The organism is Sporosarcina saromensis (genome assembly GCF_033253735.1).
GTDB classification, from domain to species: Bacteria; Bacillota; Bacilli; order Bacillales_A; family Planococcaceae; genus Sporosarcina; species Sporosarcina saromensis.
In genome coordinates this window covers 1-21,930 of record NZ_JAUBDI010000002.1, presented here as the reverse complement: position 1 = coordinate 21,930, position 21,930 = coordinate 1, and the positions used below count along the sequence as shown (strand labels likewise).

21 protein-coding genes and 1 pseudogene are annotated in these 21,930 nt (G+C 40.0%); 16 read left to right on the top strand and 6 right to left on the bottom strand.

The features are described 5' to 3' along the window. Positions 1 to 232 precede the first annotated feature (232 nt). Entirely contained in the window at positions 233 to 1,150 is a 918-nt protein-coding gene (gene hprK / locus QT711_RS02735; RefSeq protein ID WP_317941981.1) for an HPr(Ser) kinase/phosphatase, read from the top strand. 32 nt (positions 1,151 to 1,182) lie between these two features. Beyond that, entirely contained in the window at positions 1,183 to 2,013 is an 831-nt protein-coding gene (locus QT711_RS02730) for a DUF2785 domain-containing protein (protein WP_317941980.1), read from the top strand. An 85-nt stretch (positions 2,014 to 2,098) separates the two neighbouring features. On the opposite strand, the gene QT711_RS02725 is transcribed toward QT711_RS02730, so the two are convergent. Continuing rightward, positions 2,099 to 2,755 (bottom strand): helix-turn-helix domain-containing protein, encoded by a 657-nt coding sequence (locus QT711_RS02725; RefSeq protein ID WP_317941979.1) that lies wholly within the window; start codon positions 2,753 to 2,755, stop codon positions 2,099 to 2,101. 298 nt (positions 2,756 to 3,053) lie between these two features. On the opposite strand from QT711_RS02725, the gene QT711_RS02720 reads away from it, so the two are divergent. The 4 genes from QT711_RS02720 (at position 3,054) to QT711_RS02705 (ending at position 8,418) form a co-directional block, all read left to right on the top strand. Continuing rightward, positions 3,054 to 4,556: a BCCT family transporter gene (locus QT711_RS02720; protein WP_317941978.1), complete on the top strand. Its 1,503-nt coding sequence runs from the start codon at positions 3,054 to 3,056 to the stop codon at positions 4,554 to 4,556. A gap of 30 nt (positions 4,557 to 4,586) precedes the next feature. Beyond that, the gene (locus QT711_RS02715; RefSeq protein ID WP_317941977.1) at positions 4,587 to 6,635 is read left to right on the top strand and encodes a CocE/NonD family hydrolase; all 2,049 of its coding nucleotides are present in this window, start codon (positions 4,587 to 4,589) and stop codon (positions 6,633 to 6,635) included. 112 nt (positions 6,636 to 6,747) lie between these two features. Then, positions 6,748 to 7,881: a M24 family metallopeptidase gene (locus QT711_RS02710; protein WP_317941976.1), complete on the top strand. Its 1,134-nt coding sequence runs from the start codon at positions 6,748 to 6,750 to the stop codon at positions 7,879 to 7,881. Positions 7,882 to 7,905: 24 nt separating this feature from the next. Beyond that, the gene (locus QT711_RS02705; RefSeq protein ID WP_317941975.1) at positions 7,906 to 8,418 is read left to right on the top strand and encodes a DUF2179 domain-containing protein; all 513 of its coding nucleotides are present in this window, start codon (positions 7,906 to 7,908) and stop codon (positions 8,416 to 8,418) included. 761 nt (positions 8,419 to 9,179) lie between these two features. On the opposite strand, the gene QT711_RS02700 is transcribed toward QT711_RS02705, so the two are convergent. After that, positions 9,180 to 9,626: an OsmC family protein gene (locus QT711_RS02700; RefSeq protein WP_317941974.1), complete on the bottom strand. Its 447-nt coding sequence runs from the start codon at positions 9,624 to 9,626 to the stop codon at positions 9,180 to 9,182. 109 nt (positions 9,627 to 9,735) lie between these two features. On the opposite strand from QT711_RS02700, the gene QT711_RS02695 reads away from it, so the two are divergent. Further along, complete coding sequence (locus QT711_RS02695; RefSeq protein WP_317941973.1) at positions 9,736 to 10,335, top strand: manganese efflux pump MntP; 600 nt, start codon at positions 9,736 to 9,738, stop codon at positions 10,333 to 10,335. Positions 10,336 to 10,377: 42 nt separating this feature from the next. Here the strand turns inward: QT711_RS02695 and QT711_RS02690 are convergent, their stop codons facing one another. Continuing rightward, positions 10,378 to 11,556, bottom strand: coding sequence for an MFS transporter (locus QT711_RS02690; RefSeq protein ID WP_317941972.1), 1,179 nt, complete (start codon positions 11,554 to 11,556; stop codon positions 10,378 to 10,380). 271 nt (positions 11,557 to 11,827) lie between these two features. Here QT711_RS02690 and QT711_RS02685 point away from each other — a divergent pair, with 271 nt between their 5' ends. Both QT711_RS02685 and QT711_RS02680 read left to right on the top strand, forming a co-directional pair. Next, positions 11,828 to 12,007 carry a hypothetical protein gene (locus QT711_RS02685; protein WP_317941971.1) on the top strand — a complete coding sequence of 60 codons (180 nt, stop codon included), beginning with the start codon at positions 11,828 to 11,830 and terminating at the stop codon, positions 12,005 to 12,007. Between the two features lie 114 nt (positions 12,008 to 12,121). Beyond that, positions 12,122 to 12,976 carry a YitT family protein gene (locus tag QT711_RS02680; RefSeq protein ID WP_317941970.1) on the top strand — a complete coding sequence of 285 codons (855 nt, stop codon included), beginning with the start codon at positions 12,122 to 12,124 and terminating at the stop codon, positions 12,974 to 12,976. A 55-nt stretch (positions 12,977 to 13,031) separates the two neighbouring features. Here QT711_RS02680 and QT711_RS02675 read toward each other — a convergent pair whose 3' ends face one another. Next, positions 13,032 to 13,415: an SLAP domain-containing protein gene (locus QT711_RS02675; RefSeq protein WP_317941969.1), complete on the bottom strand. Its 384-nt coding sequence runs from the start codon at positions 13,413 to 13,415 to the stop codon at positions 13,032 to 13,034. A 159-nt stretch (positions 13,416 to 13,574) separates the two neighbouring features. Between QT711_RS02675 and ytxJ the strand changes: the two genes are divergently transcribed. Then, entirely contained in the window at positions 13,575 to 13,901 is a 327-nt protein-coding gene (gene ytxJ, locus QT711_RS02670; protein ID WP_317941968.1) for a bacillithiol system redox-active protein YtxJ, read from the top strand. A gap of 111 nt (positions 13,902 to 14,012) precedes the next feature. On the opposite strand, the gene QT711_RS02665 is transcribed toward ytxJ, so the two are convergent. After that, entirely contained in the window at positions 14,013 to 14,993 is a 981-nt protein-coding gene (locus QT711_RS02665; RefSeq protein WP_317941967.1) for an LCP family protein, read from the bottom strand. Positions 14,994 to 15,287: 294 nt separating this feature from the next. Here QT711_RS02665 and QT711_RS02660 point away from each other — a divergent pair, with 294 nt between their 5' ends. Then, positions 15,288 to 15,518: a hypothetical protein gene (locus QT711_RS02660; protein WP_317941966.1), complete on the top strand. Its 231-nt coding sequence runs from the start codon at positions 15,288 to 15,290 to the stop codon at positions 15,516 to 15,518. Positions 15,519 to 15,788: 270 nt separating this feature from the next. Here QT711_RS02660 and QT711_RS02655 read toward each other — a convergent pair whose 3' ends face one another. Further along, the gene (locus tag QT711_RS02655) at positions 15,789 to 16,178 is read right to left on the bottom strand and encodes an NUDIX hydrolase (protein WP_317941965.1); all 390 of its coding nucleotides are present in this window, start codon (positions 16,176 to 16,178) and stop codon (positions 15,789 to 15,791) included. A 750-nt stretch (positions 16,179 to 16,928) separates the two neighbouring features. Between QT711_RS02655 and QT711_RS02650 the strand changes: the two genes are divergently transcribed. From QT711_RS02650 to QT711_RS02630, 5 genes and pseudogenes are all read left to right on the top strand, one after another. Next, positions 16,929 to 17,543, top strand: coding sequence for an MOSC domain-containing protein (locus QT711_RS02650; RefSeq protein ID WP_317942319.1), 615 nt, complete (start codon positions 16,929 to 16,931; stop codon positions 17,541 to 17,543). Positions 17,544 to 17,884: 341 nt separating this feature from the next. Next, positions 17,885 to 19,687 (top strand): glutamine--fructose-6-phosphate transaminase (isomerizing), encoded by a 1,803-nt coding sequence (gene glmS / locus QT711_RS02645; RefSeq protein WP_317941964.1) that lies wholly within the window; start codon positions 17,885 to 17,887, stop codon positions 19,685 to 19,687. 379 nt (positions 19,688 to 20,066) lie between these two features. Then, on the top strand, positions 20,067 to 20,738 hold the full coding sequence (locus tag QT711_RS02640) for a DNA alkylation repair protein (RefSeq protein ID WP_317941963.1): 672 nt from the start codon (positions 20,067 to 20,069) through the stop codon (positions 20,736 to 20,738). A 33-nt stretch (positions 20,739 to 20,771) separates the two neighbouring features. Next, positions 20,772 to 20,920 (top strand): annotated as a pseudogene (locus QT711_RS02635) (DUF3658 domain-containing protein); the annotation flags it as partial. Positions 20,921 to 21,377: 457 nt separating this feature from the next. Continuing rightward, a complete protein-coding gene (locus QT711_RS02630; protein ID WP_317941962.1) occupies positions 21,378 to 21,854 on the top strand; it encodes a GNAT family N-acetyltransferase in 477 nt (158 codons plus the stop codon). Positions 21,855 to 21,930: the final 76 nt, after the last annotated feature.

Sequence of the window (21,930 nt, the reverse complement as noted above, 5' to 3'; positions counted from 1 at the left end):
GTGTTTTATGAAGTAAATACAGCTATCTTTTATGTTGCTTGAAGGGGTGGATTGTGGATGTATAGCGTATCTATAGACCTCTAATAATGGATTGTTCTCTTTGAAAATTGACGTGCAAAGAGACTATGGCAGCAAGGCAAAAGAGACGAATCTTATTCCAATTCGTGCTGTCGGTTTCCATGTTATACTAGGACGAAGCAATTCGCGGTTAATTAGCAGGAGGTCGAAGCGAGTGAAGGTTGTTACAATAGAAAACATCGTCAAGCGATTTAAAATGGAAGTGTTGGTCGGACATCACGAATTACATCGCCAATTAAAAAAGACAAAAGTGCGTAGACCCGGCTTGGAATTCATGGACAAATTCGATTTCATTGCAACGGAACACGTTCAAATTCTTGGCAAAAACGAAATCAATTACTTACATACACTGACTGATGAAGAATGCAAATTGCGAATAGCGAATATCGTACAATACGATCCGCCTTGTATTGTCATCACATCTAACCAGGAAGAGCCTCTCGGGTTAAGACAATATTGTATGGAAGAACATATCCCAGTATTGCGCACCCCTGACTCAACAAGTGAAATGAGTGCGAAATTGGATGCATTTGTCACAAAAGAGATGGCGCCGGAAATTGCCGTCCACGGTGTGTGTGTCAATGTCTCGGGCATTGGTATTCTTTTGCGTGGGAAATCGGGTGTAGGTAAAAGTGAAACGGCACATACGTTAATCGGTAGGGGACACAGACTCATTGCAGATGATATTGTTGTGTTAAAAAAACTGAGCCCTCAAACGCTTCTCGGTACGCATGATGAAAAAAATAAGGAATTTTTAGCGCTTCGAAGCATCGGCCTACTGAATGTTGTCCGGTTATACGGAAGGGCGGCGTTTCAAGAGGAAAGTAGAATCGCACTCGATATTGAACTGACTGAATGGCAAGATAACGCATTGAACAACGAGTTGGAATTGGACACGAAGTTCAAGACGTATATGGACGTCCCAATCCCACATATTCAAATTCAATTGCAGCCAGGGCGTGATGTGGCAGGTTTGATCGAAGCAGCCGCAAATAATTGGTATTTGAAACAACAAGGATACAGCGCAGTTGAAGAATTCATGAAAAGGTTGGAACCTGAATTTAACGATTAAAGCATAAGGGTAGAGGGACTGGGTGATAAACAATGAAACAGCAATTACTAGACCTCGTAAAGATGGAGAAAGCGGAACTCCAAAATTACATGGAGAAGCATGGCGATACGCTATTTCCATACATGCTTACTCATTTAGGAACGATCGATAGTGAATTACGAGATCAACTCATCTACCAGGCATTTTGTAAATTAATTACGTATGACTTGCTACGTGAAGAACAGTTGGCACATGCCTTCAGATTGATAATCAGTGACGAATATTTAATGCGTGGGATTGAAGATGGAGAATCGGATGAAGTGTTCACAAGATCATTTTCCACGTTATGGCTGACGGGCCTTTTTTGGATCGACAAACAGAAGCCATTTCTAGAACAAACAATGCGAAATGATGCGCTCAAAAGATGTGCGACTTACTTGCTAAAGGAACGCGATACACGTGGTTTTGTGGAGGATAAAGGTTGGGCACATAGTATTGCGCATGGGGCGGACTTAGCTGCTATGATTGTCGATCATCCAGATATAGAGAAGAGATTAATACCTGTTGTGTTGGAAGGAATCACTTCTTGTTTTTGGAAAGGTCGCGTGTACGTTGATGATGAAGACGAACGATTAGTCGCAGTTTTAATGACTTTGGTAACTGCCGAATATGAAGAGGAAGTTCTGATCGAGTGGGTGGAACAAGTTTTTGATCGCCTCGAACAAAAGACAAGAGTAGACGGGTATGACCGTTTGTTTTATCATGCACGCACTAACAGTCTCCAGTTCATGAAAACATTTTACTTTGCATTAAAGAAAAGCCATCGAACTCCAAACCTCCGCAACACAGTTGCTTTCTTTGTTGAAAGATGGCAAAACGCATAAACAAAAACCGATCGACTTTCTCCAGCATTGGAGCAATGTCTATCGGTTTTTGTTCGTAAAATACATGATTAGGTACTTATTGGAATCAGCGAACTTTTGCCATTTCCACGAGTTGATGAATATAATCGAGCGTTTTTTTCTCTGCTGTAACTAAATCATAATCGAGACGATTATTTAAGATGTTTGTCAGCATTCCTTGCCAAACAAGAATTGTCATATCGTTGAGCGATTCGATGTGATCTTCTGCGATTTGCTTTTGTTGAGCAGCTTGTTGCAATAGCGATTTGCCACGCATTGTAATGCGTCTTTCGAATAAAATAGGTTTTAATTCATCGGGAACGTTAATTAATTCAGCAGGATACATCTCATAGTAATCTTCAATCAATTTTTCCGGATGATCCCCTAAGTTCATAATGAACACGGCATGAAAAATGCTCGGTTGTTTAAAAGAGTGCTTGCAAAAGCATTCCCAGGAGAGCCAATACTTTTCTAATGGCGTTTGTCCGTTTTTAATATAATTGCTCACATCCTCCACGTAATCTTGTAAGAGCTTCATGGAAGCAAAAAATATTAAATGAGAAACCTCACCGAAATAATTGTAAATCGTCGCGCTGTTGTAACCCGCTCGATCAGCTACTTTCCGAATGGTCACTTGCTCAATACCGTCTTCTTGAATAATTTCCACGGTAGCTTCAATGAAATATTTCCACATTCTACTCATTTGTATCGTCTTGTTGCTCATTCATACACCCCGCATCTTCTGTTAATCAATTTAATTCACTTTATCATTCAGTATACAATATTTACAAATCAGTTTATTAGAATTTTAGATTGTTCTTCAATTTTGACTGTGGTAGAATAATCGATATTAATAAATAATCATGATTAGTTTATCTTATCTGATTGTGATTATTGTTGCAATGATGCTTTTGATGTTTATTGTAAAACTACTTCTAGCGTCCGTGAGGTGGTTTTGTAAGCGTTGTCAAACATGATGAAAGCCTTTGCAATCAATTAACTGTCAAAATAGGGGTGAGGACATGAAAAAAGCACGTATTGATTCAACAATTTTTTGGGCGTCTATCGTAGTTATCGTAGCTGTAACCGTGTTACTAGTACTAAACAAATCTACAGCACAACCCATATTGGATAATGTAATGACGGCCATCACTTATAAAATGGATTGGGCATTTCAGTTTTTAACAATTGGTTTGTTTATTTTACTGATTTGGTTGGCTTTTAGTAGATATGGAGCGATTAAGTTAGGCGATGGAAAACCAGAATTCTCAACTTTCAGCTGGGGAACAATGTTGTTCACTGCAGGTATGGGAACAAGTATTATGTACTGGTCAATGATGGAACCACTCTATTATTTCACCGGCCCGCCTTTTGGCATTGAACCTGAGAGTAACGAAGCAGCTGAATGGGCATTGACGTATGGGCTATTTCATTGGGGAATTTCCGCATGGTCACTTTATGCATTTCCAACTGTCGTCATCGCGTATTCATACTTCATCAAAAAGCGACCTTCATTGAAAATGAGTGTTGCACTAAGTGGGGCGCTTGGTAAGTATGCGGATGGTTGGGTAGGTAAGCTAATTGACATATTGGTCATTTGGAGTCTCGTTGGTGGACTAGGAACGTCACTAGGATTAGGTGTTCCAATGGTTTCTGCAGTAGTCGGTGCGATATTTGGACTTGAACAATCCTTAACGTTGGATGCTATTATCGTAATTTGTATTACGATTATTTACTCTGCGAGTGCTTATTTGGGGCTGCATAAAGGGATTAGACGTTTAAGTGACCTTAATGTCTATTTAGCACTTGCGCTAGCTATTTTTGTATTTATTGCAGGACCAACATTATTTATCTTGACGTACTTTACGAATAGTTTTGGTATGATGATTCAAAACTTCGCCATGATGAGCTTCTATACAGATCCAATTAGTCAGGGGGGCTTCCCTCAAGGTTGGACGGTCTTTTATTGGGCATGGTTTGCTGCTACAGCTCCGTTCATGGGCTTATTTGTAGCCAGAATATCTAAGGGTAGAACGCTACGTCAACTTATTACCCATATGCTATTGTGGGGATCTATTGGTGGTTGGCTATACTTCATGGTATTCGGCGGATATACGATGAACTTGCAATTGGAAAATATCGTACCAGTGAAAGACATTTTGGCAGACAGTGGCGGTCCAGCAGCGGTTGTAGCGATTTTACAATCCTTACCGTTAAGTGCAATTGTACTAGTGTTTTTTGTTGTCTTAGCCGTAATTTTCCTTTCAACATCAATGGACTCAGCAACATATATTCTTTCTGCGATTGCTACGAAAGAATTGAATGAAGGTCAAGAGCCAGCAAGATGGCACCGAATGGTTTGGGGCATAATTTTGGCAGCAATTTCACTCTCTCTACTCTTAATAGGTGGATTACGCGTTATTCAAACATCAGCAGTTGTCGTATCCATCCCAATTTATGTATTCTATTTGTTACTTATCGTTTCACTATTAAAATGGTTAAAACAGGACTTTCCAAAGCAATAAGGAAGATTTCAATTTTTGGAGGTAATCGTAATGGTTTTCAACGTACGTGAATCAAATCGTATTATTCGGGAAGAGTTTCCGAGAAAGGTAAAGGAAATTAAGAACATTTGGATTCCGATGTCTGATGGCACTCGTCTTTCTGCAAGTATCTGGTTACCGGAAGATGCAGAACAACATCCAGTACCAGCAATTTTAGAGTATATCCCTTACCGAAAAGATGATTTCACCGCTCTTCGCGACTCGTTGCGTCATCCTTATTTTGCGGGTCACGGCTATGCAAGTATCCGTGTCGATATTAGAGGTGCAGGAAATTCAGATGGGATTTTATACGATGAATACTTAAAACAAGAACAAGATGATGCCCTTGAAGTCCTCACATGGATTTCACAACAGCCTTGGTTTACAGGAGGCGTAGGGATGATTGGAAAATCGTGGGGTGGCTTTAATGGCTTGCAAGTTGCTGCACGACGCCATCCTGCTTTAAAAGCAGTGATTACCCTTTGTTCAACAGATGATCGATATGCAGATGATGTTCACTACAAAGGAGGAGCAATGCTTGCCTCTGACATGCTTTGGTGGGCATCGACAATGTTTGCTTATAATGCAAGACCTGCAGATCCGGCTGTTGTGGGTGAGAGTTGGCGTCAAAATTGGCTTGATCGATTAGAAAAGACCCCGCCGTATGTAGAAGAATGGGTAAAACATCAGCGTCGTGATGACTATTGGAAGCACGGGTCAGTTTGTGAGAATTATGATGACATTGACATCCCTGTATTTGCAGTAGGGGGCTGGGCAGATGGGTATACAAACGCCATCCCTCGGTTATTGGAAGGACTCAAAGGACCCTCTAAAGGCTTAATTGGCCCATGGGCGCACGAATATCCAGAAATGGCGGTTCCTGGACCGCAAATTGGATTCCTGCAAGAATGTCTACGATGGTACGATCACTGGTTAAAGGGAATTGACACAGGCATCATGGACGAGCCGAAGCTTAGAGCATGGATGCAGGACAGTGTTCCTCCACAAACAGATTATTTCGTCCGTCCAGGACACTGGGTTGCTGAAGAGCAATGGCCACCGGCTGATTTGATTGATAAAAAATACTATCTCAACGGGTCTAAACTACAGTGTGAAGTAGGAGCAGAAGAGGAGATTATTGTCGGCAGTGTCCAACAACATGGACTCCATGCAGGTGTATTTTGCCCGTTTGGTCAACCGGGAGATTTACCTGGTGACCAGCGGAATGAAAACGGCTATGCAGTTGTATTTACAACGGAACCGACAAAAGAGAAGGTTCATATTTTAGGACATCCTACGTTTCATGTTGAACTCTCATCCAACCAACCTAACGCATTATTGTCAGTGCGGTTGAATGATGTCGCGCCTGATGGTTCCTCAACGAGAGTTACGTGGGGATTATTGAACTTAACACATCGGAATAGCCATGAATTCCCTGAATTATTAGAGCTAGGAAAAACCTATGAAATAGCTGTGATGATGAATGCAATCGGTCACACATTAGCTGAAGGGCATCGATGGGAGTTAGCGATTTCTCCAACGTACTGGCCGCATGCTTGGCCTTCACCAGAAGAAGTGACATTGACGGTCTCTTCTAACGAAAAAACGTACTTGTCTTTGCCTGTACGTGAACCAAAACCGTTAGATTTCAAATTAACACCATTCCAGCATCCTGAAACAGCTCCAGTTCTTGAGAAGGACATTTTACGCGAAGCAAATCGAACTAGGGAAATCACACATGATGTGGTCACAAAAACGTGGACGCTCGATGATTTTTCAGATGAAGGAGCAAGGAAACTGCATAGTAATGGCACTGAATACGGAAGTACGAATCGCAATATCTACACAATTAAAGAAAATGATCCGCTATCTGCTAAAGTACAATGTGATTGGACATTAACAGTCGGTCGAGATGATTGGCAAACAAGCCTCGAAACTTCAAGTGTCATGACAGCCGATGAAAAGAATTTCTATTTAGTCAATCAGTTAATTGCATATGAAGGGGACGAGGTAGTATTCGATCGTACATGGAATACTGCCATCCCAAGAGAATTTGTTTAAAGGAAGACATGATTGAAGGAGGCGATAATTCGTCTCCTTTTCACTGGATAAATTTTTTTATAGGTTACTAATCATGATTAGTATATAATCAATGTGAAGTGAGGGTTTAATCGTGGTCATTCAAAAGCGAGTCAATCAAATTAGAAAGTTTATGGACGTTAATGATGTAAAGCTTTCCATAGTGTGGGAGCCAGATAATCAATTTTATTTGACGGGTTTTCGAGCCATCTCCTACTCACGCCCGATTGTCACTTTGCTAGAAGAGAATGAAGTGCAGTTAATTATTCCAGGTCTAGAAGAAGCGCATGCCGATGAAAAAGCGAACGTGGATCGGATCCATGTTTACTATGAGCAATATGGCTTGCGAGAACAAGTGTTGACGTACATTGAACATCTAACAAACATTTTGCAACAGTATCCGCGAAATACCAAAATTGGTGTAGAGGTCGGTGTGTTACCAGCATCCGTTTATTTGTTTGTGCAAAATATGGGTTTCCTGCTCGTTGATATTGGAGCTAAAATAACAGAAATGCGCTCGATCAAGGATGCTCATGAAATTGAACTGTTAAAAGTGGCAGGTCATTTGTCCGATTTAGCGATTGGTGAATCATTGAAAAATGTGAGGATCGGTATAAGTGAGCTTGAATTTGATTCGTATGGAGACCGACTTCTTCTCGAAATGGCTTCAAAAGATTATCCAGACGAATTAATCGGTTATGCTGATTGGACATGTTCTGGTTTACCTCGAAGTGAGATGCCACATCTATACTCCAGTACACGTAAATTCATGGATGGCGATGTTGTTGTCCATAGCCGTCAAGTATGGTTTAACAATTACCGTGCAGAAAACGAAAGGACATTTTTGATTGGAAATGTAACTGAAAGACAAAAAGATCTACTCAAATTAGCAATTGAAGCACAGCAAGTAGGGATGGAACTAATTCGTCCTGGTATCACTGCAGGTGAAGTAGATATTGCCTGTTTTAATGTTTTTAAGAAAGCTGGACTGGCTGATTACGTTCAACATCGTGTCGGACACGGCCTTGGTTTATCAGAACACGAAGAACCTTATTTACGGTTTGACAATGACTTGATCTTGCAAGAAGGAATGGTTTATACAATTGAACCAGGAATTTACGTTCCAGGTGTTGGTGGATTCCGTCATTCAGATACGGTTATTCTAACGAATAATGGAAGTTTTTCGGTTACTAAACATGCTCGAGATTTTGAAAGTATGCGATTTTAATTAAACGTAGAGTAGGGGAAAAGTATGCTGTCCATGATATTAACGATAATTGTCATTAACTTGGCGTATGTCTCATTGTTTACATTGCGTGTTCTCTTTACATTTAAAGGATTACGTGTGATTGCCTCTTTTGTTTCAATGGCTGAAGTATTTATCTATTTAATGGGTCTTACGTTAGTACTTGATAACCTCGACAAGCCTATCAATATTGCAGCATACTGTTTTGGGTGGGGATTAGGTGTTTATGTCGGAAGTCGAATTGAGAAAAAACTGGCGCTTGGTTATACCGTATTTGAAGTTGTTGTAAATGATACGGATATGGATATTTGTAGACAATTGCGAGAGAAGAATTATGGCGTAACCTCTTGGTTTGCAGACGGCAAAGACGGTAAACGACTTGTCATGAAAGTACTTGCAAAACGTAAGGATGAACAAAAATTGCGGAATATGATACTTGGAATCGCCCCAAAAGCGTTTATCATTTCGTATGAACCCACTACGTTTAACGGTGGATTCCTTGTGAAGAATTTACGCTAATTTTGAATAGATTCAAGAAAAACCCGAGTGAGACAAATGCATACGTCTCACACGGGTTTTTTGTCGATAGGTATGCATGTGGAAGATGTTGAATGTTTTGAGAGGAAAGAGTTGGTTTGAAGAGTGGATTATAAAGACGCGGGAAGAGTGAAAAAACCGCGTTACGCGTCGATAAGTGCTTTTAATGACGCGCGTGCGGTGAAAAAACCGCGTCCCGCGTCAATAAGCTGCTTTTAATGACGCGCGAGGAGTGTAAAACCTGTGTCCCGTGTCAATAAGCTGCCTTTAATGACGCGCGAGCAGTGAAAAACCTGAGTCCCGCGTCAATAAGCTGCTTTTAATGACGCGCGAGCAGTGAAAAACCTGAGTCCCGCGTCAATAAGCTGCTTTTAATGACGCGCGAGCAGAGAAAAAACCGCGTCGTGCGTCAATAAGCTGCTTTTAATGACGCGAGAGGAGTGAAAAACCTGAGTCCCGCGTCAATAAGTGCTTTTAATGACGCGCGAGCAGTGAAAAACCTGAGTCCCGCGTCAATAAGTGCTTTTAATGACGCGCGAGCAGTGAAAAAACCGCATCCCGCGTCAATAACCCGCTTTTATCGACGCGCGAGGAGTGAAAAACCAGTGTGCCGCGTCAATAAGCTGCTTTTATCGACGCGCGAGCAGAGAAATAACCACGTAACGCGTCAATAACCCGCTTTTAATGACGCGCAAGCAGTAAAATAACCGCGCCACGCGTCATTAAACAAAAAAACCACAAACTTATAGCAGAGTAATCGTTGCTTCTACGGTTACAAGTACGTTTCCTTGCAAAGCACGGCTAATCATGCAAGACGATTCTGCTTTTTTCGTTAACCGTTCAACTTTTTCTATCTCTTTTTCAGAAGCAGTCGCTGGTAAGACAACGAGCGGTTTATGGAGTATCTTTTTGTATGTAATGACGCCATTCGTTACATCTACTATCCCTACAGATTCCATCGTTAAACTCGTTTTCTCTAAATGATTTCTTTCCATCATGGCAGCAAGCGTAATGATATAACAAGTGGCTGCTGCGCCAAGCAGCATTTCATCCGGGTTTGTCCCCACTCCGGGGCCGTCCATCTCAGGTGGAATGGATACGTGTGTTTTTAAATTAGCTGTTTCAATTGTACCTACATCATTTCTCAAGCCTGGCCAGCTTGCAGATAGATGAAATTGGTGTTCTGCCATTGGCTCTTCCTCCTATCGTTATATATGTTTTATAGCTTATCAAATAACGAAAATGCATTCTACTATGGAAAACAACATGTAAAACCTGTTTCAATGCCTACCGTCTCCTATGCTTCAGCACATATACATAAAGGATGCTAGACGAGTGCGGAGGTGTACAATGATTTTCCTTACAATCCTATTACTAGGTATTGTTGCAAACTTGGATAATGTCGGTATTAGCATATCGTATGGGTTGCGTTTTAACAAAATCCCAATGAAATACACGTTATTCATTTCAGCGATTTCGGCTCTCTTTGCTTATGTCGCGTTAAGGATAGGAGCAGAGTTGGCGGAAACACTGCCTGTCATGTTTGCAAATTTGATTGGAGGAAGTTTATTAATCTGTATTGGCATTTGGCTTTTGTATAAAAACTTGTTGGGTACGCAACACGAAAAACCAAATCGGTTGGTAGCGATCAGCTGGAAAGAAGCTATCCTTCTCGGTTTTCTCCTCGCCATAAACTGTTTGTCAATCGGATTTGGTGCAGGGATTACTGGGGTTCCGCCATTACCTGCTGCGCTATCGATCGGCGTGTTCTCTGTAATTTCAATTGTCATCGGTGTCCAACTTGGCCAACAACTTGGACGGTCTTGGTTTGGTCGTCATTCCGATGCAATCGCTGGAATTTTACTCATCATCATTGGATTGTACGAAATGTTTATCTAACGACAAAAAGAGCGCTGTACATTATGACAGACGCTCTTTTCTTTATGACGTTAACTGTTTCACTGATTTCGCATACTTCAGATAGACAATGAAAAACAACAGGGCACTGAAGAATCGTACGGCTGAATTTATGTACATAGCGACGTCCACACCGAGTGTGTCCAAGAGGAGAATACCAATTTGTGGCGCGATCACGGCCACAACAGAGAGTAATACATTGTAAGTCGTAATACAATAGGTCCTTACCGCTTCAGGCGACTGCTCGAGTAGTAAATTGAACAATAACAGGACAATACCAGCCAAGAAAAAGCCTGATGACGTCTGAATAAGCGTTATGTAATAAAGGTTAGTGGACAGAACCGTAAGAAAGGGCGTTGTAGCCATTCCGATCGCAGCCCAAACAAATACGAGCGTGTTGGACCGTTTTTCTGCCCACTTACGCCATACTGGAAACGATATGAATTGCGCGAGCATACTACCGACTGAAAACATACTAATCCAAAAGATCGTTGCGCCTACAACCCGTACATGATAGATGTTGAAAATACCCCATGCCATTTGCCAACCTAGGTTAAAGACAAGCGCAGCGATCAGGAATGCCACATAATTTTTATGTTTGAAGATTGTCCAATCCATTGCTTTCTTTTTCCCGACGAGTCCGTCTGTTTTTAAAGGTTCTTCCTCATGTTTTAGCAATAAATACACTTCAAGTAATCCGAAACAGAACGCAATACCGAACAATACCTGATAAGCTACGACATTCGCGGAAGCATCTTTCATGATGATGCCAATGCTCAGTGTTGAAATCAAACCGACAATTGTCAACAATCGGTTTCGATCACTAAAAAATTGTCCACGTCTTGAGTCTTTTACTAAGCTACTAATAAACGTCTGCCAACCAATATTCGCCACCGTATTCGGCAAATTCATGAGTGCTACGATGATGAGGAATAACCAAGCTTGTGCTGGTTGAGAGGGGATGTTCACAAGAGCAATGATGAGCAAGAACATCAGTCTAGCAATTAATACAGACATCGCTACAAGCTTTTTCTGTAAGTGTGCACGGTTTAACAAGATTGCAGCGGGAATTGTCATTACTAACGCCATGAATGGCGGTAAAGAATTAATGAGACCTACTTGATAATTTGTCGCCCCTAATATTGTCATTGCAAAAATGGGGAAGAAATTGTTTGAGAAATTGACGGCGATCGTTGTTGCCATCCCATGATAAATACTGATCTTTTCGTTGTATGTTCGCATTTGCACACCGTGTTTCTGAAAAATTTTTCTACTTCTCAAATCAAAATTATATACCTCTATTACTAGAAAACAAGCTTTTTTCAAAATATCATTAAAGAATCAGCTACAGATAAGTTGTATTTAGGATAAAATAATTTTTTGATTATCATTGATAAATATTCTCAATTGACGTATGATGGTTGTGAGAAAACTTCTCAGTTAAATGCAAGTTGGGATGGAGAGGATGGGCTCGATGTTTCGAATTATGATTTTAGCACTATTTATAGGTTCTATTAGTAGTATGTCTGCAATTTCCCTTTGGAAAGGCTTCGACATGGAAGGAGTAGCAATCGGACTCCTGACCATTACACTTGTATTCGGTATTACGTCGCTTTTCTATGTGAATTATAAAAAACAGATCGTTCATTCTTGAGCACTAGCACAATTGCTAGTGTTTTTCTTTTGTTTTTCGATGGTTTAGGCAAGAATAATTATGGCATTTCGAGTATAATCAAATACTGGCTATTGAGAAGAGTAGGAGGTACTTATGTTTTTTATTGAAGCAAAACGGATTATTGTCGTCATTTTTGGCGCATTATTAATGGCGGTGTCATTGAATTTTTTCCTAATAAATGCAAATGTCTATGCAAGTGGTTTTTCCGGGGCAGCGCAGCTGGTTTCGAGTATTTTAGATGATCAGTTAGGAGTATTTGTGAGTACGGGGATTTTACTGTTCATCTTTAATATTCCTGTATTCATTCTTGGCTGGTTTAAAGTCGGAAGAGGATTTACGATTTATAGCATTGTTTCGGTCGTTTTCACAACGCTTTTCCTTGAACTGTTACCGGTGCTGTCGATGTCCGATGATATTATCCTCAACGCTGTGTTTGGCGGTGTGATTGCGGGTGTAGGGGTTGGATTATCGCTGAAGCTTGGGGCGTCAACAGGTGGTATGGATATTGTGGCGATGGTGTTATCACGCTTACAAGATAAGCCGATAGGCGTCTACTTCTTGTTACTGAATGGGATTATCATTGTTCTCGCTGGTGTTTTGTATGAACCGGAAAATGCACTTTACACAATGGTTGCATTGTATGTCACCACTTCTGTCATTGATATGTTGCATACACGTCACGAAAAAGTGACAGCTATGATTATTACGCATAAGGCGGATGAACTGCAACAGGCAATCCATGACAAAATGGTGAGAGGTATTACAATTGTTCCTGCGAAAGGTGCTTATTCAAAGGAAGACAAGAACATGTTGTATTTGGTCATTACACGTTATGAGCTCTATGATTTAGAGCAAATTATTAATGAAGTAGATCCGCAAGCATTTACGAATATCGTTCAGACAGTCGGGATTTTCGGTTTCTTTCGAAAAGAAGGCGAGACGGTCTGACCAAATTCCTGATAGTTAAAGGCAGGGGCAATGTTACAAATTGCCTCCTGCCTTTTTACGTATTCTCAAGAAGGATGGTGCAAGAATCGGTATCAAATTCATTTAACAGCATTGAAGCTGCGTTAAATACAAATGACCAAGGAATTGCTTGGTACGCTTGAATTGTTAGATTCTCTTTAAAAGTTTGGCGAGCGATCACTTTGCCGTTTGAATCGATCATTTGTACGTTAAATTGCTGGAGTTCGAGTGGGAATTCACGATTGTTCACGAGAAATACAGTTGCAGAGATACCGCCATTTTTCTTTTGGATGATCCGAATTGGCGTAATGTAAAATGACGCTTGTTGAGGTTGCATTAACTCAAAAGCGCGTTTATAACGGTCTTTTTCTTGATCGTCGACAACTCGTTCCCACACTGGATGAAACGCTAACTTTAGCATATATATCCCACCTATTCTCCTTTATTTTCAATCGCTCCTATTGATTGCTTACAAGTATGCTATAGGAAATACGTAGAAATGTGAACTGAAAAGCAATAAGGTAAGTGAAAATCGATATGCATGATATACTAGTGGGGGTATGTAGATTGGAGGTTAATTATGCAAAAGATGCAAACGTTAGCAGATTGGAATGAAGTACGGAAACAATCTGAAGAGATGCCTATTTTATTGTTCAAATTTAGTAAAACATGTTTGAGTAGTCTTTCAGCTGTAAAAGAATTGAGATCACTCGATAGTGATATTCAAGTTTACGTAGTCGTTGTGCAATCAGCGAGAATAGTTTCAAATACGATTGCACAGGAGCTTGGGGTAAAACACGAATCCCCGCAAGTCATTCTTATGAAAGGTGGTCGAGGCGTTTGGCAAGCAACACACTATAAAATTAAACGAGGACTAGTGGAGGAAGCAATTGTTACGTATCTTTGACCGCGTTCATAGAAAGAGAATCGAGTGATATGCAAAAAACCACAAAAACCCAAGCATACTGGATTCCTGTGGTTAATTACATTACGTGTTGATTCGGACAAGAAGAACCGATTAATCCACTTTTGGTTCTTCTGTATCTGCTAGATCGTTCTTATCATCTAAAAAGGCATTCAATGCTTCAATGTTTTTGTCGAAATCAAGTTCCAATACTTCCCCGACATTTACACGACGTTCAGTAAATGATTTATCGACAGGAATCCGTAGTGTTTCAATTTTTTCAGCTTTATTATCAAGCATACCTTTCCCAATCGAAAGCATTTTCATTTTATCAAGGTTTGTGTCAATGTAGGCATCGGCTGCACCTAGCAATTTTGGTAGTTTTGTTAAACTATGCACGCTGACTGCTTCGTCTTTTAACTTTGAAATAACTTCTTGTTGGCGGGCTACGCGGCCGAAATCATTTTGACTATCATGACGGAAACGAACGTAACCTAATAGTTGGTCTCCATGCAATGTTTGAACACCAGGGTTCAATGTCATGTAAATTCCGTGAGACATTGTGTAAGGAATATCCACTTCAATGCCATCTGGAGCTAAAATGTCCACGATTTTTGGAAAGCCTTTAAAGTCAACCATTGCGTAGTAGTGTGCGTCCAAACCAAAGTTTTCTTTAATCGTCTGACGGACTAACTCAGGTCCACCTAATGTAAATGCGGAATTCATTTTATGCATCCCGTGACCAGGGATATCCACATAGGTGTCACGCATGATGGATACGAGTTTCATTTTCTTTGTTTCTTGGTTGTAGTTTGCAATCATTAATGTGTCTGAACGGCCATCTTCATCTTTTCGCGCGTCGGAGCCGAGCAATAGAATGTTGATCTCGCCAAATTTCGGCTCAGGGCCGTCAAAGATTCCGTAGTCCTCATTTTGTTCTTTTAAAGTTCCATCGTCCGATAATGCAAGCCCTTGGTTATATTGGGTAACCCAGTAAAACACACCTGCGCCAAGTAACAGAACTACAATTCCTATAATAATGCCAAGTTTTTTTCGTTTTTTCGTTTTTCGAATTTCTTGTCTGCTCAAGTGCATCACCACCTCATTTATTAAAACAATTATAGTATACTTAAGCCCGCGTTATCATATCACCTAACTAGCAATTCGGCAAGATAATTATTCCGTATATATAGACGTACGAGCGGCAATAAAGTTCTTGTACAATTACTACTTGCAAAGGAAAAATATTCATCTACCCAATCATTCCCTCGATTGGTTGCTTGAAACCCGTTGGTGCAAATAAATTGATGAATTGTCGAAACACGCTAGTACATGGTCGTTGAGTTTGATACACTAACAATACGTATGAAAGAAAAAAGGAGAAGTGACATGAAAAATCCTGGAATTGCTGCGGTGTTAAGCTTTTTTTGGACAGGTGTAGGACAAATCTACAATGGCCAAATTTTAAAAGGGCTTATCTTGATTGGTGTACAGATGTTGAATGCATTATTGATGTTTTTACTAATTGGTTTTATTACCTATCCGATTGTATGGGTATGGGGAATCTATGATGCCTATAAAACAGCTGAACGATCTAACATGAAGAATAGTCATTTTTAAGGAACACCGTCTCACGATATTGTGAGGCGTTTTTTATTTGGGTTTTATGATGACGTTTATGTACACCTACTACGGGAATGGAAGGAGTGTTGTCTTTTGACGAGCCAAGAGGGTTCGGGTGCAGTGAAATTGTCAGCTCCTTAATTTCCTTCTCGTTGGTCAGTCAGACATTTATCGTTGACAATTGCCACGTTTTTTCTTCTGCAGCAAGTTTCACTTTTGGTCAAAGTTAAAATGACAGCTCTCGATATCTTCAACTATTCGTGACCGTTAATTGAATAAAGATTGTATTTTTTCGGCAACTTCCTTTGGTTTAATATCTATGGTGGACAAATCACTTATATCGACCCACATAGGAATGTAGGTCTCACTATTTTCATCGGAAAATTCTTCGCCTTGACCAGTACCAAATTCGCCACCTACAATATTACCCAAAAAGAAAAATTGCTTACCCTTAAAATCAATTTCAGCAAAACAATCATGAACGTCTATTTCAACTCCTAATTCTTCATATGCTTCTCTTATAGTTGCCTGCTCAGCAGTTTCACCTTGTTCTATACCTCCACCTGGAAAGACATAGTAAAGTAAATCGCCCTTTATTCTCTTTATTAATGCTACTTTTTTATTTTCTATAAGAACGACAGAACCTCTATCTCTCATACTAACCACCTCTGTCTCTTAATTACCTGCTAATAAATTCGTAAGTCCTACTCCACTAACTGGCTCGTTAACGAGTATTTCTTAATCCCAGCAACCCGATACTTTTACAATGGCTTTGTTTTTTCGTAGTTCATAAGATCAATCTCATAATTGATTGTTCTAGTTCGCTTGTAATAAATCATTTGAAAGCTTTCCGCCAAACTTGACTTATCAACTTCTGATAATTTTAAGGTTTCCCAGGGTTCAAAAATGTACTTTTTTGGAAAGACAAAAGTTTCCTTAGGTATATATGAGGAGAGAGTCTATTGAAGCAAGCATCCGATTTACAGGAGCTACTTAGGATTGCTGCTAGATTGGTTGAAAACGGTGCAGATGGACAAACGTTTGCGAATCAAACAAATCGTTCAACAGAAGGAACGCTGTAGTCAGATGAAGATACAGCTGGAAGAAAAGCGTAACAAATTTTAATCGTTATTCCTCATACAAATGTAGATACGACGTAATTTGACTACATTTTCAACGAGCCAAGTTTGAAACAAGTTTTTTATCGTACTCCCCAAAAAAGTTGTATCCGATGAGGAAATGGTCGTCTCATCTCTTCGTTGTAGAAAGAACACGACTATTGCTTGTGAACGAGGAAAAGTATATTGTTCTTTGGAAGCCATGTTATACTAATTGCAAGAAAATAATAGAAGGGATGGGCAAAGTTTGGCCAACATTATAAAGTTTGCAATTGGATTACCAAAAACGATGAAACACGGTGAAAACAAAGAAACAATTTCAGCGATTTGCAAAGAGCAAGTAGTTGAAGCGTATCTAACAAAAAACGGGTTCCGTGGGGATGGGGTAGCAGACCTTAAACACCATGGCGGGCCAGATCGTGCAGTTTGCATGTATCCTTATGAGCATTATGTCTTGTGGGAACAAGAATTTCAAACAAAACTTCCTGAGGCAACTTTTGGGGAAAATATTACAGTTGGCAACATGTTAGAGAAGGATGTACATATTGGAGATATCTATCAAATTGGGGAAGCGGTCATTCAGATTGCGCAAGGTAGAGTTCCATGCAGCACGATTACGAAACGGACAAATCTTCCTGGGTTGTTAAAGAGGATCGTTGAAACCGGCTACACAGGATATCTGTGCCGTGTCTTAGAGGAAGGTATCGTGAGAAGAGATTCGAAAATTGAATTGATCGAAAGACATCCAGAAGGCGTGTCCATCCTATTTGGCAATGAAGTCTATTTTCATAGACCGAAAGATCTCGACGGTATGCGAAAATTGTTAAGCCTTCCTGAACTCGCCGAAGATTGGAAAGAGACAATACAGAAAAGATTCGACAAATTAAGTAGTGCAATACAATAGATTGACAAGAAAAATAGAAGTTTTGTATGATAAACGGGTCGGATTGAGTGTCCGACCCATATACTAAAAGGGGGCCGGTTAATAGGTAAACGGAAAACAATTATAGCGCCAGTGCTGGAGAAATCGGACGACACACATCTTCAGCAGACGAGGTGGAGGAGTATCGAACTGTTCGGCGGATGCCTCCCGATCGACATTGCCCGATTGTAATTTTTGCTTTAAAAACGTTTGAGTGATCAGACGGACAAAGAAGCAAAAAGGCAAAATCATATAAGCAGACAAATGACACTTCTGAATTTAACGAGGTGTGCTTTGTCATTGCTTCAATCGGAGGAATCACTATGTGTGGAATTGTTGGGTATATTGGAACGTCAAACGCGATGGAAATCTTGTTAAAAGGGCTTGAAAAACTAGAATATCGAGGCTATGACTCAGCTGGTTTAGCACTTCAAACTGAAACAGGTGTTCACGTCGTGAAAGAAAAAGGACGCATTGCGGATTTGCGAAATGCAGTTGATTCATCCATCGAAACAAAAATGGGAATCGGTCATACACGGTGGGCGACACACGGGGTACCGGATAAGAAAAATTCACATCCGCATCAGAGTGCTTCAGGCCGATTTACACTTGTTCATAATGGCGTAATTGAAAACTATGTCCAATTGCAGAGAAAGTATTTATCTCATGTACAAATGACATCTGACACGGATACTGAAGTGATTGTTCAACTGATCGAGAAATTTGTGTTGGAAGGAATGAACACAGAAGAAGCATTCCGTCATACGTTAACACTTCTTCATGGATCTTATGCAATTGCGATGCTAGACGAAAACGAACGTGAAACGATTTTTGTTGCGAAAAACAAAAGCCCGTTGTTAGTTGGTGTTGGTGAAGATTGCAATGTCGTTGCGTCAGACGCGATGGCGATGTTGCAAGTGACTGACCAATTCATTGAGTTGCATGATGAGGAAGTGGTCATTGTCACAAGAGAAGCGGTAGAAATTAAAACATTAGAGGGTACAACGATTGAGCGTGCGCCTTATACTGCGATGCTCGATATGAGCGACATTGAAAAAGGGACGTATCCACATTACATGTTAAAAGAAATCGACGAACAACCAAGTGTAATTCGAAATATCGTGTCGGCCTATACAAATGCTGCAGGTGAATTGTCGATTGATGAAGCGATTGTCAATGCGTTTAAGGAAGCAGATCGTCTGTATATCATCGCAGCCGGTACGAGTTTGCATGCAGGGTTAATCGGTCAGCAATACATGGAGAAAGTGGCAGGCATACCGACTGAAGTCCACATTTCAAGTGAATTCGGTTATAACATGCCCTTGTTATCGAAAAAGCCACTGTTCTTGTTCATTACCCAATCAGGGGAAACGGCTGATAGCAGACAAGTGCTCGTGAAAATAAAAGCACTGGGCTATCCGACCATTACAATGACAAACGTCCCTGGCTCCACATTATCACGTGAAGCAGACCATACACTCATGCTGCATGCAGGTCCTGAAATCGCCGTCGCTTCCACAAAAGCGTACACAGCACAAGTTGCGGTGCTTGCAATTACAGCAGACGTTGTTGCAAAAGCATTTGGTAGATCAGTAGCATTTGATTTGAAACAAGAACTTTCAATCGCAGCCAACGCTATTCAAACGCTTGTCGATTCAAAAGAAGAAATGGAAACAATTGCGAGAGACTTTTTAGCAACTTCACGTAATGCCTTCTTCATCGGACGTAACATGGATTATTACGTTAGTCTAGAAGGTGCGTTGAAGTTAAAAGAGATTTCTTATATCCAAGCTGAAGGCTTTGCAGGCGGCGAATTGAAACACGGAACCATTGCGTTAATCGAAGAAGGTACACCTGTCATCACGCTCGTCACCCAAAAACAAGTGAGCCTCAACATTCGTGGTAACGTCAAAGAAGTCGTCGCAAGAGGGGCAAACCCTTGCATCCTTTCAATGGAAGGAATGGAGGAAGAAGACGATCGTTTTGTCCTCCCTAAGGTACACGAATTGCTGACACCTTTAGTATCAGTGCTGCCTCTTCAACTCATCAGCTACTATGCAGCGTTACATCGTGGCTGTGATGTTGATAAGCCAAGGAATTTAGCGAAGAGTGTAACGGTGGAGTAAAAGAATTTTGTTAGGGTATAAATTTAATATTGTACACTTCTTATCATAAAAAGTCTTCACGAATAAATCAGTGTTACAAAGATCGAAAAGGAATTGGGTAAATAGCCTATTTCCCTTCGATCTTTTTTTACGTGGTGAAGTCGTTTTACGTGAAGTTTAATTGGATTTATCGTATAGGAATAAAACATCTAAAAAGAGTCTGATAATTTATGTGGGATTTTGGTATAATCTTATGAAGGAGATAAAATATGACAAATTTCTATGAGGAAGATAGGATGTAGGACTGGCAGAGGAAAAATATTTAATGAAAAGACACTGTTAGAAGGAAAAAGATAGTCATGTAAGTCGCGGCAAACCTCAATTATAGGAGCTGTTTAAAATGGATGGACAAAGAGCATCAACAAAAAAACAATACTCTTCAAAAGCAGAAATCATTATCGGTCAGATTAATGCAAACACGAAGCTAGGTGACTTGCGGAAAATTGCGAAGGACATTAGAAAAGATCACGAACTAGCTATGGAACTGTGGTCAACTGAAATGTTTTTGCCTAGGCTATTAGCAATCTTAATTATGGATAAGAAACTACTTTCGCAAGATGTGCTAAATAGGCTTGTCCAGGATATGCACATACACACATTTGACGAGCGGAATAACTTAATGGATTGGTTAATGGCGAATCAGCTCACTAAAGACAAGAAGAACATCGCATTGATGCAGTCATGGCAAAATAGTCCTTCTGCTCTTCAAAGGCGTACTTTCTGGTATTATCAAGCGAGATTGAGATGGACTGGGCAAACACCACCTGATAACACGGCAGACTTGTTATCTGCAATAGAAGCTACAATTGAGCAGGAAGAACCCGAAGTTCAATGGGCTATGAATTTCACCGCAGGCTGGATAGGTGTTTATGATGAAATGTATCGTACACGGTGTATGAAAATTGGTGAGAAAACGGGGCTTTACAAAGATGAAAAAGTAGCAAAAGGCTGTACGCCAAGCTATTTGCCGGCGTTTATTACAATTGAAGTCAACAAGCGAAACAACAATTAGTTACTATAGAAAAAGATGCCGAATGACATTGTGAAATCAGCTAGACTAATCGGCGGGGTTTTAGGATATGTAGGTGACTCATTTTAGAATATCGCCTGAAAAAACGGATTGAAGCGGGAGTCTTTGAAGTAGAGGGGAGCCTTAGGGCAATGCGTTATTACAGTGTAAGATTGAAACGTTGAAAGGTAATTAAGAAAGTTTATGGTATCTGGGTCGCTTGGTTCTTTTCTTATTTAGTATCTAGTAATGATTAGTACTGTTAGGTTGAAACTACATTTTATAGTTCATCATTAAATTTTCTTGCGATTTATACAGACCTTGCAGCATTAACAAATCAGAATAAACTACTAACTAAAAAGGAGAGGTAGCTTGCGAAGATTTAATCTCAAAATTTATTGGCTAACAATAACTTTCATCATGATTACTGGTGTTTTTCTTATTGCTGTTTTACAAAGTAAGGGTTTCTTTTATGCTTATATTCTATTGTGCTTGTTTTGGTTAACCGATTTTATTATTGATAGAAAAATAAGGGGTAAATCTAAGTAGCTCAAGCCTCTTTCGTTATCATTAGAAAGAAGAGTGTTTTTATAATTTATTGTATATGTTGTCTTCATTGCAATCTAAGGTAGGTGTAGATAGATGATAGTAGAATTGAAAAAAGAAGAATTTTGGAAGTGTAGAGAATTAGTAAATGAGCATGGTCAAATAGAAGCCATTGCAGTAATTGAATCCATCAATCCGGGACGTATATTTGTCGACGATCGGAATCATCCGCTAACGGGGCTTATTTGGTTAGGAAATAATGATGGGTTTATCTTTTTTGGAGATGAACAAAACGAGAAATTTATTCGTGAAATTGATGGTTTTATAGACAGTGTAATCGTACCAGAAGCAAAAAAAGTTCAACTTGAGTGGTTTGAAGGTGTTGGTAATCATGAAAGATGGAATGAAGTTATTAAACATGTTTTTGATCACAGGCAATTAGGGAGCTGGGTTCAACGGGTTTACACATTGAAACGGTCCGATTATTATTTGCATTCTGAACCGGTTATTAATAAAGATTATGATGTGAATGAATTTCATAATTACCAGCCTATGTCTCCCAAGGGTTTGTAGACACAAAAAAGGAAGTACCTCCCCAAGTCTTGTATAATGGTAGTCGACGAAAACATTCCATAAAGACTGGAGGGGT

Coding starts and splice junctions, on each gene's coding strand:
- QT711_RS02730 (WP_317941980.1), top strand. CDS start 1,183: ATGAAACAGCAATTACTAGACCTCGTAAAGATGGAGAAAGCGGAACTC.
- QT711_RS02725 (WP_317941979.1), bottom strand. CDS start 2,755: ATGAGCAACAAGACGATACAAATGAGTAGAATGTGGAAATATTTCATT.
- QT711_RS02720 (WP_317941978.1), top strand. CDS start 3,054: ATGAAAAAAGCACGTATTGATTCAACAATTTTTTGGGCGTCTATCGTA.
- QT711_RS02715 (WP_317941977.1), top strand. CDS start 4,587: ATGGTTTTCAACGTACGTGAATCAAATCGTATTATTCGGGAAGAGTTT.
- QT711_RS02705 (WP_317941975.1), top strand. CDS start 7,906: ATGCTGTCCATGATATTAACGATAATTGTCATTAACTTGGCGTATGTC.
- QT711_RS02700 (WP_317941974.1), bottom strand. CDS start 9,626: ATGGCAGAACACCAATTTCATCTATCTGCAAGCTGGCCAGGCTTGAGA.
- QT711_RS02695 (WP_317941973.1), top strand. CDS start 9,736: ATGCTTCAGCACATATACATAAAGGATGCTAGACGAGTGCGGAGGTGT.
- QT711_RS02690 (WP_317941972.1), bottom strand. CDS start 11,556: ATGGCAACAACGATCGCCGTCAATTTCTCAAACAATTTCTTCCCCATT.
- QT711_RS02685 (WP_317941971.1), top strand. CDS start 11,828: ATGTTTCGAATTATGATTTTAGCACTATTTATAGGTTCTATTAGTAGT.
- QT711_RS02680 (WP_317941970.1), top strand. CDS start 12,122: ATGTTTTTTATTGAAGCAAAACGGATTATTGTCGTCATTTTTGGCGCA.
- QT711_RS02675 (WP_317941969.1), bottom strand. CDS start 13,415: ATGCTAAAGTTAGCGTTTCATCCAGTGTGGGAACGAGTTGTCGACGAT.
- ytxJ (WP_317941968.1), top strand. CDS start 13,575: ATGCAAAAGATGCAAACGTTAGCAGATTGGAATGAAGTACGGAAACAA.
- QT711_RS02665 (WP_317941967.1), bottom strand. CDS start 14,993: ATGCACTTGAGCAGACAAGAAATTCGAAAAACGAAAAAACGAAAAAAA.
- QT711_RS02660 (WP_317941966.1), top strand. CDS start 15,288: ATGAAAAATCCTGGAATTGCTGCGGTGTTAAGCTTTTTTTGGACAGGT.
- QT711_RS02655 (WP_317941965.1), bottom strand. CDS start 16,178: ATGAGAGATAGAGGTTCTGTCGTTCTTATAGAAAATAAAAAAGTAGCA.
- QT711_RS02650 (WP_317942319.1), top strand. CDS start 16,929: ATGAAACACGGTGAAAACAAAGAAACAATTTCAGCGATTTGCAAAGAG.
- glmS (WP_317941964.1), top strand. CDS start 17,885: ATGTGTGGAATTGTTGGGTATATTGGAACGTCAAACGCGATGGAAATC.
- QT711_RS02640 (WP_317941963.1), top strand. CDS start 20,067: ATGGATGGACAAAGAGCATCAACAAAAAAACAATACTCTTCAAAAGCA.
- QT711_RS02630 (WP_317941962.1), top strand. CDS start 21,378: ATGATAGTAGAATTGAAAAAAGAAGAATTTTGGAAGTGTAGAGAATTA.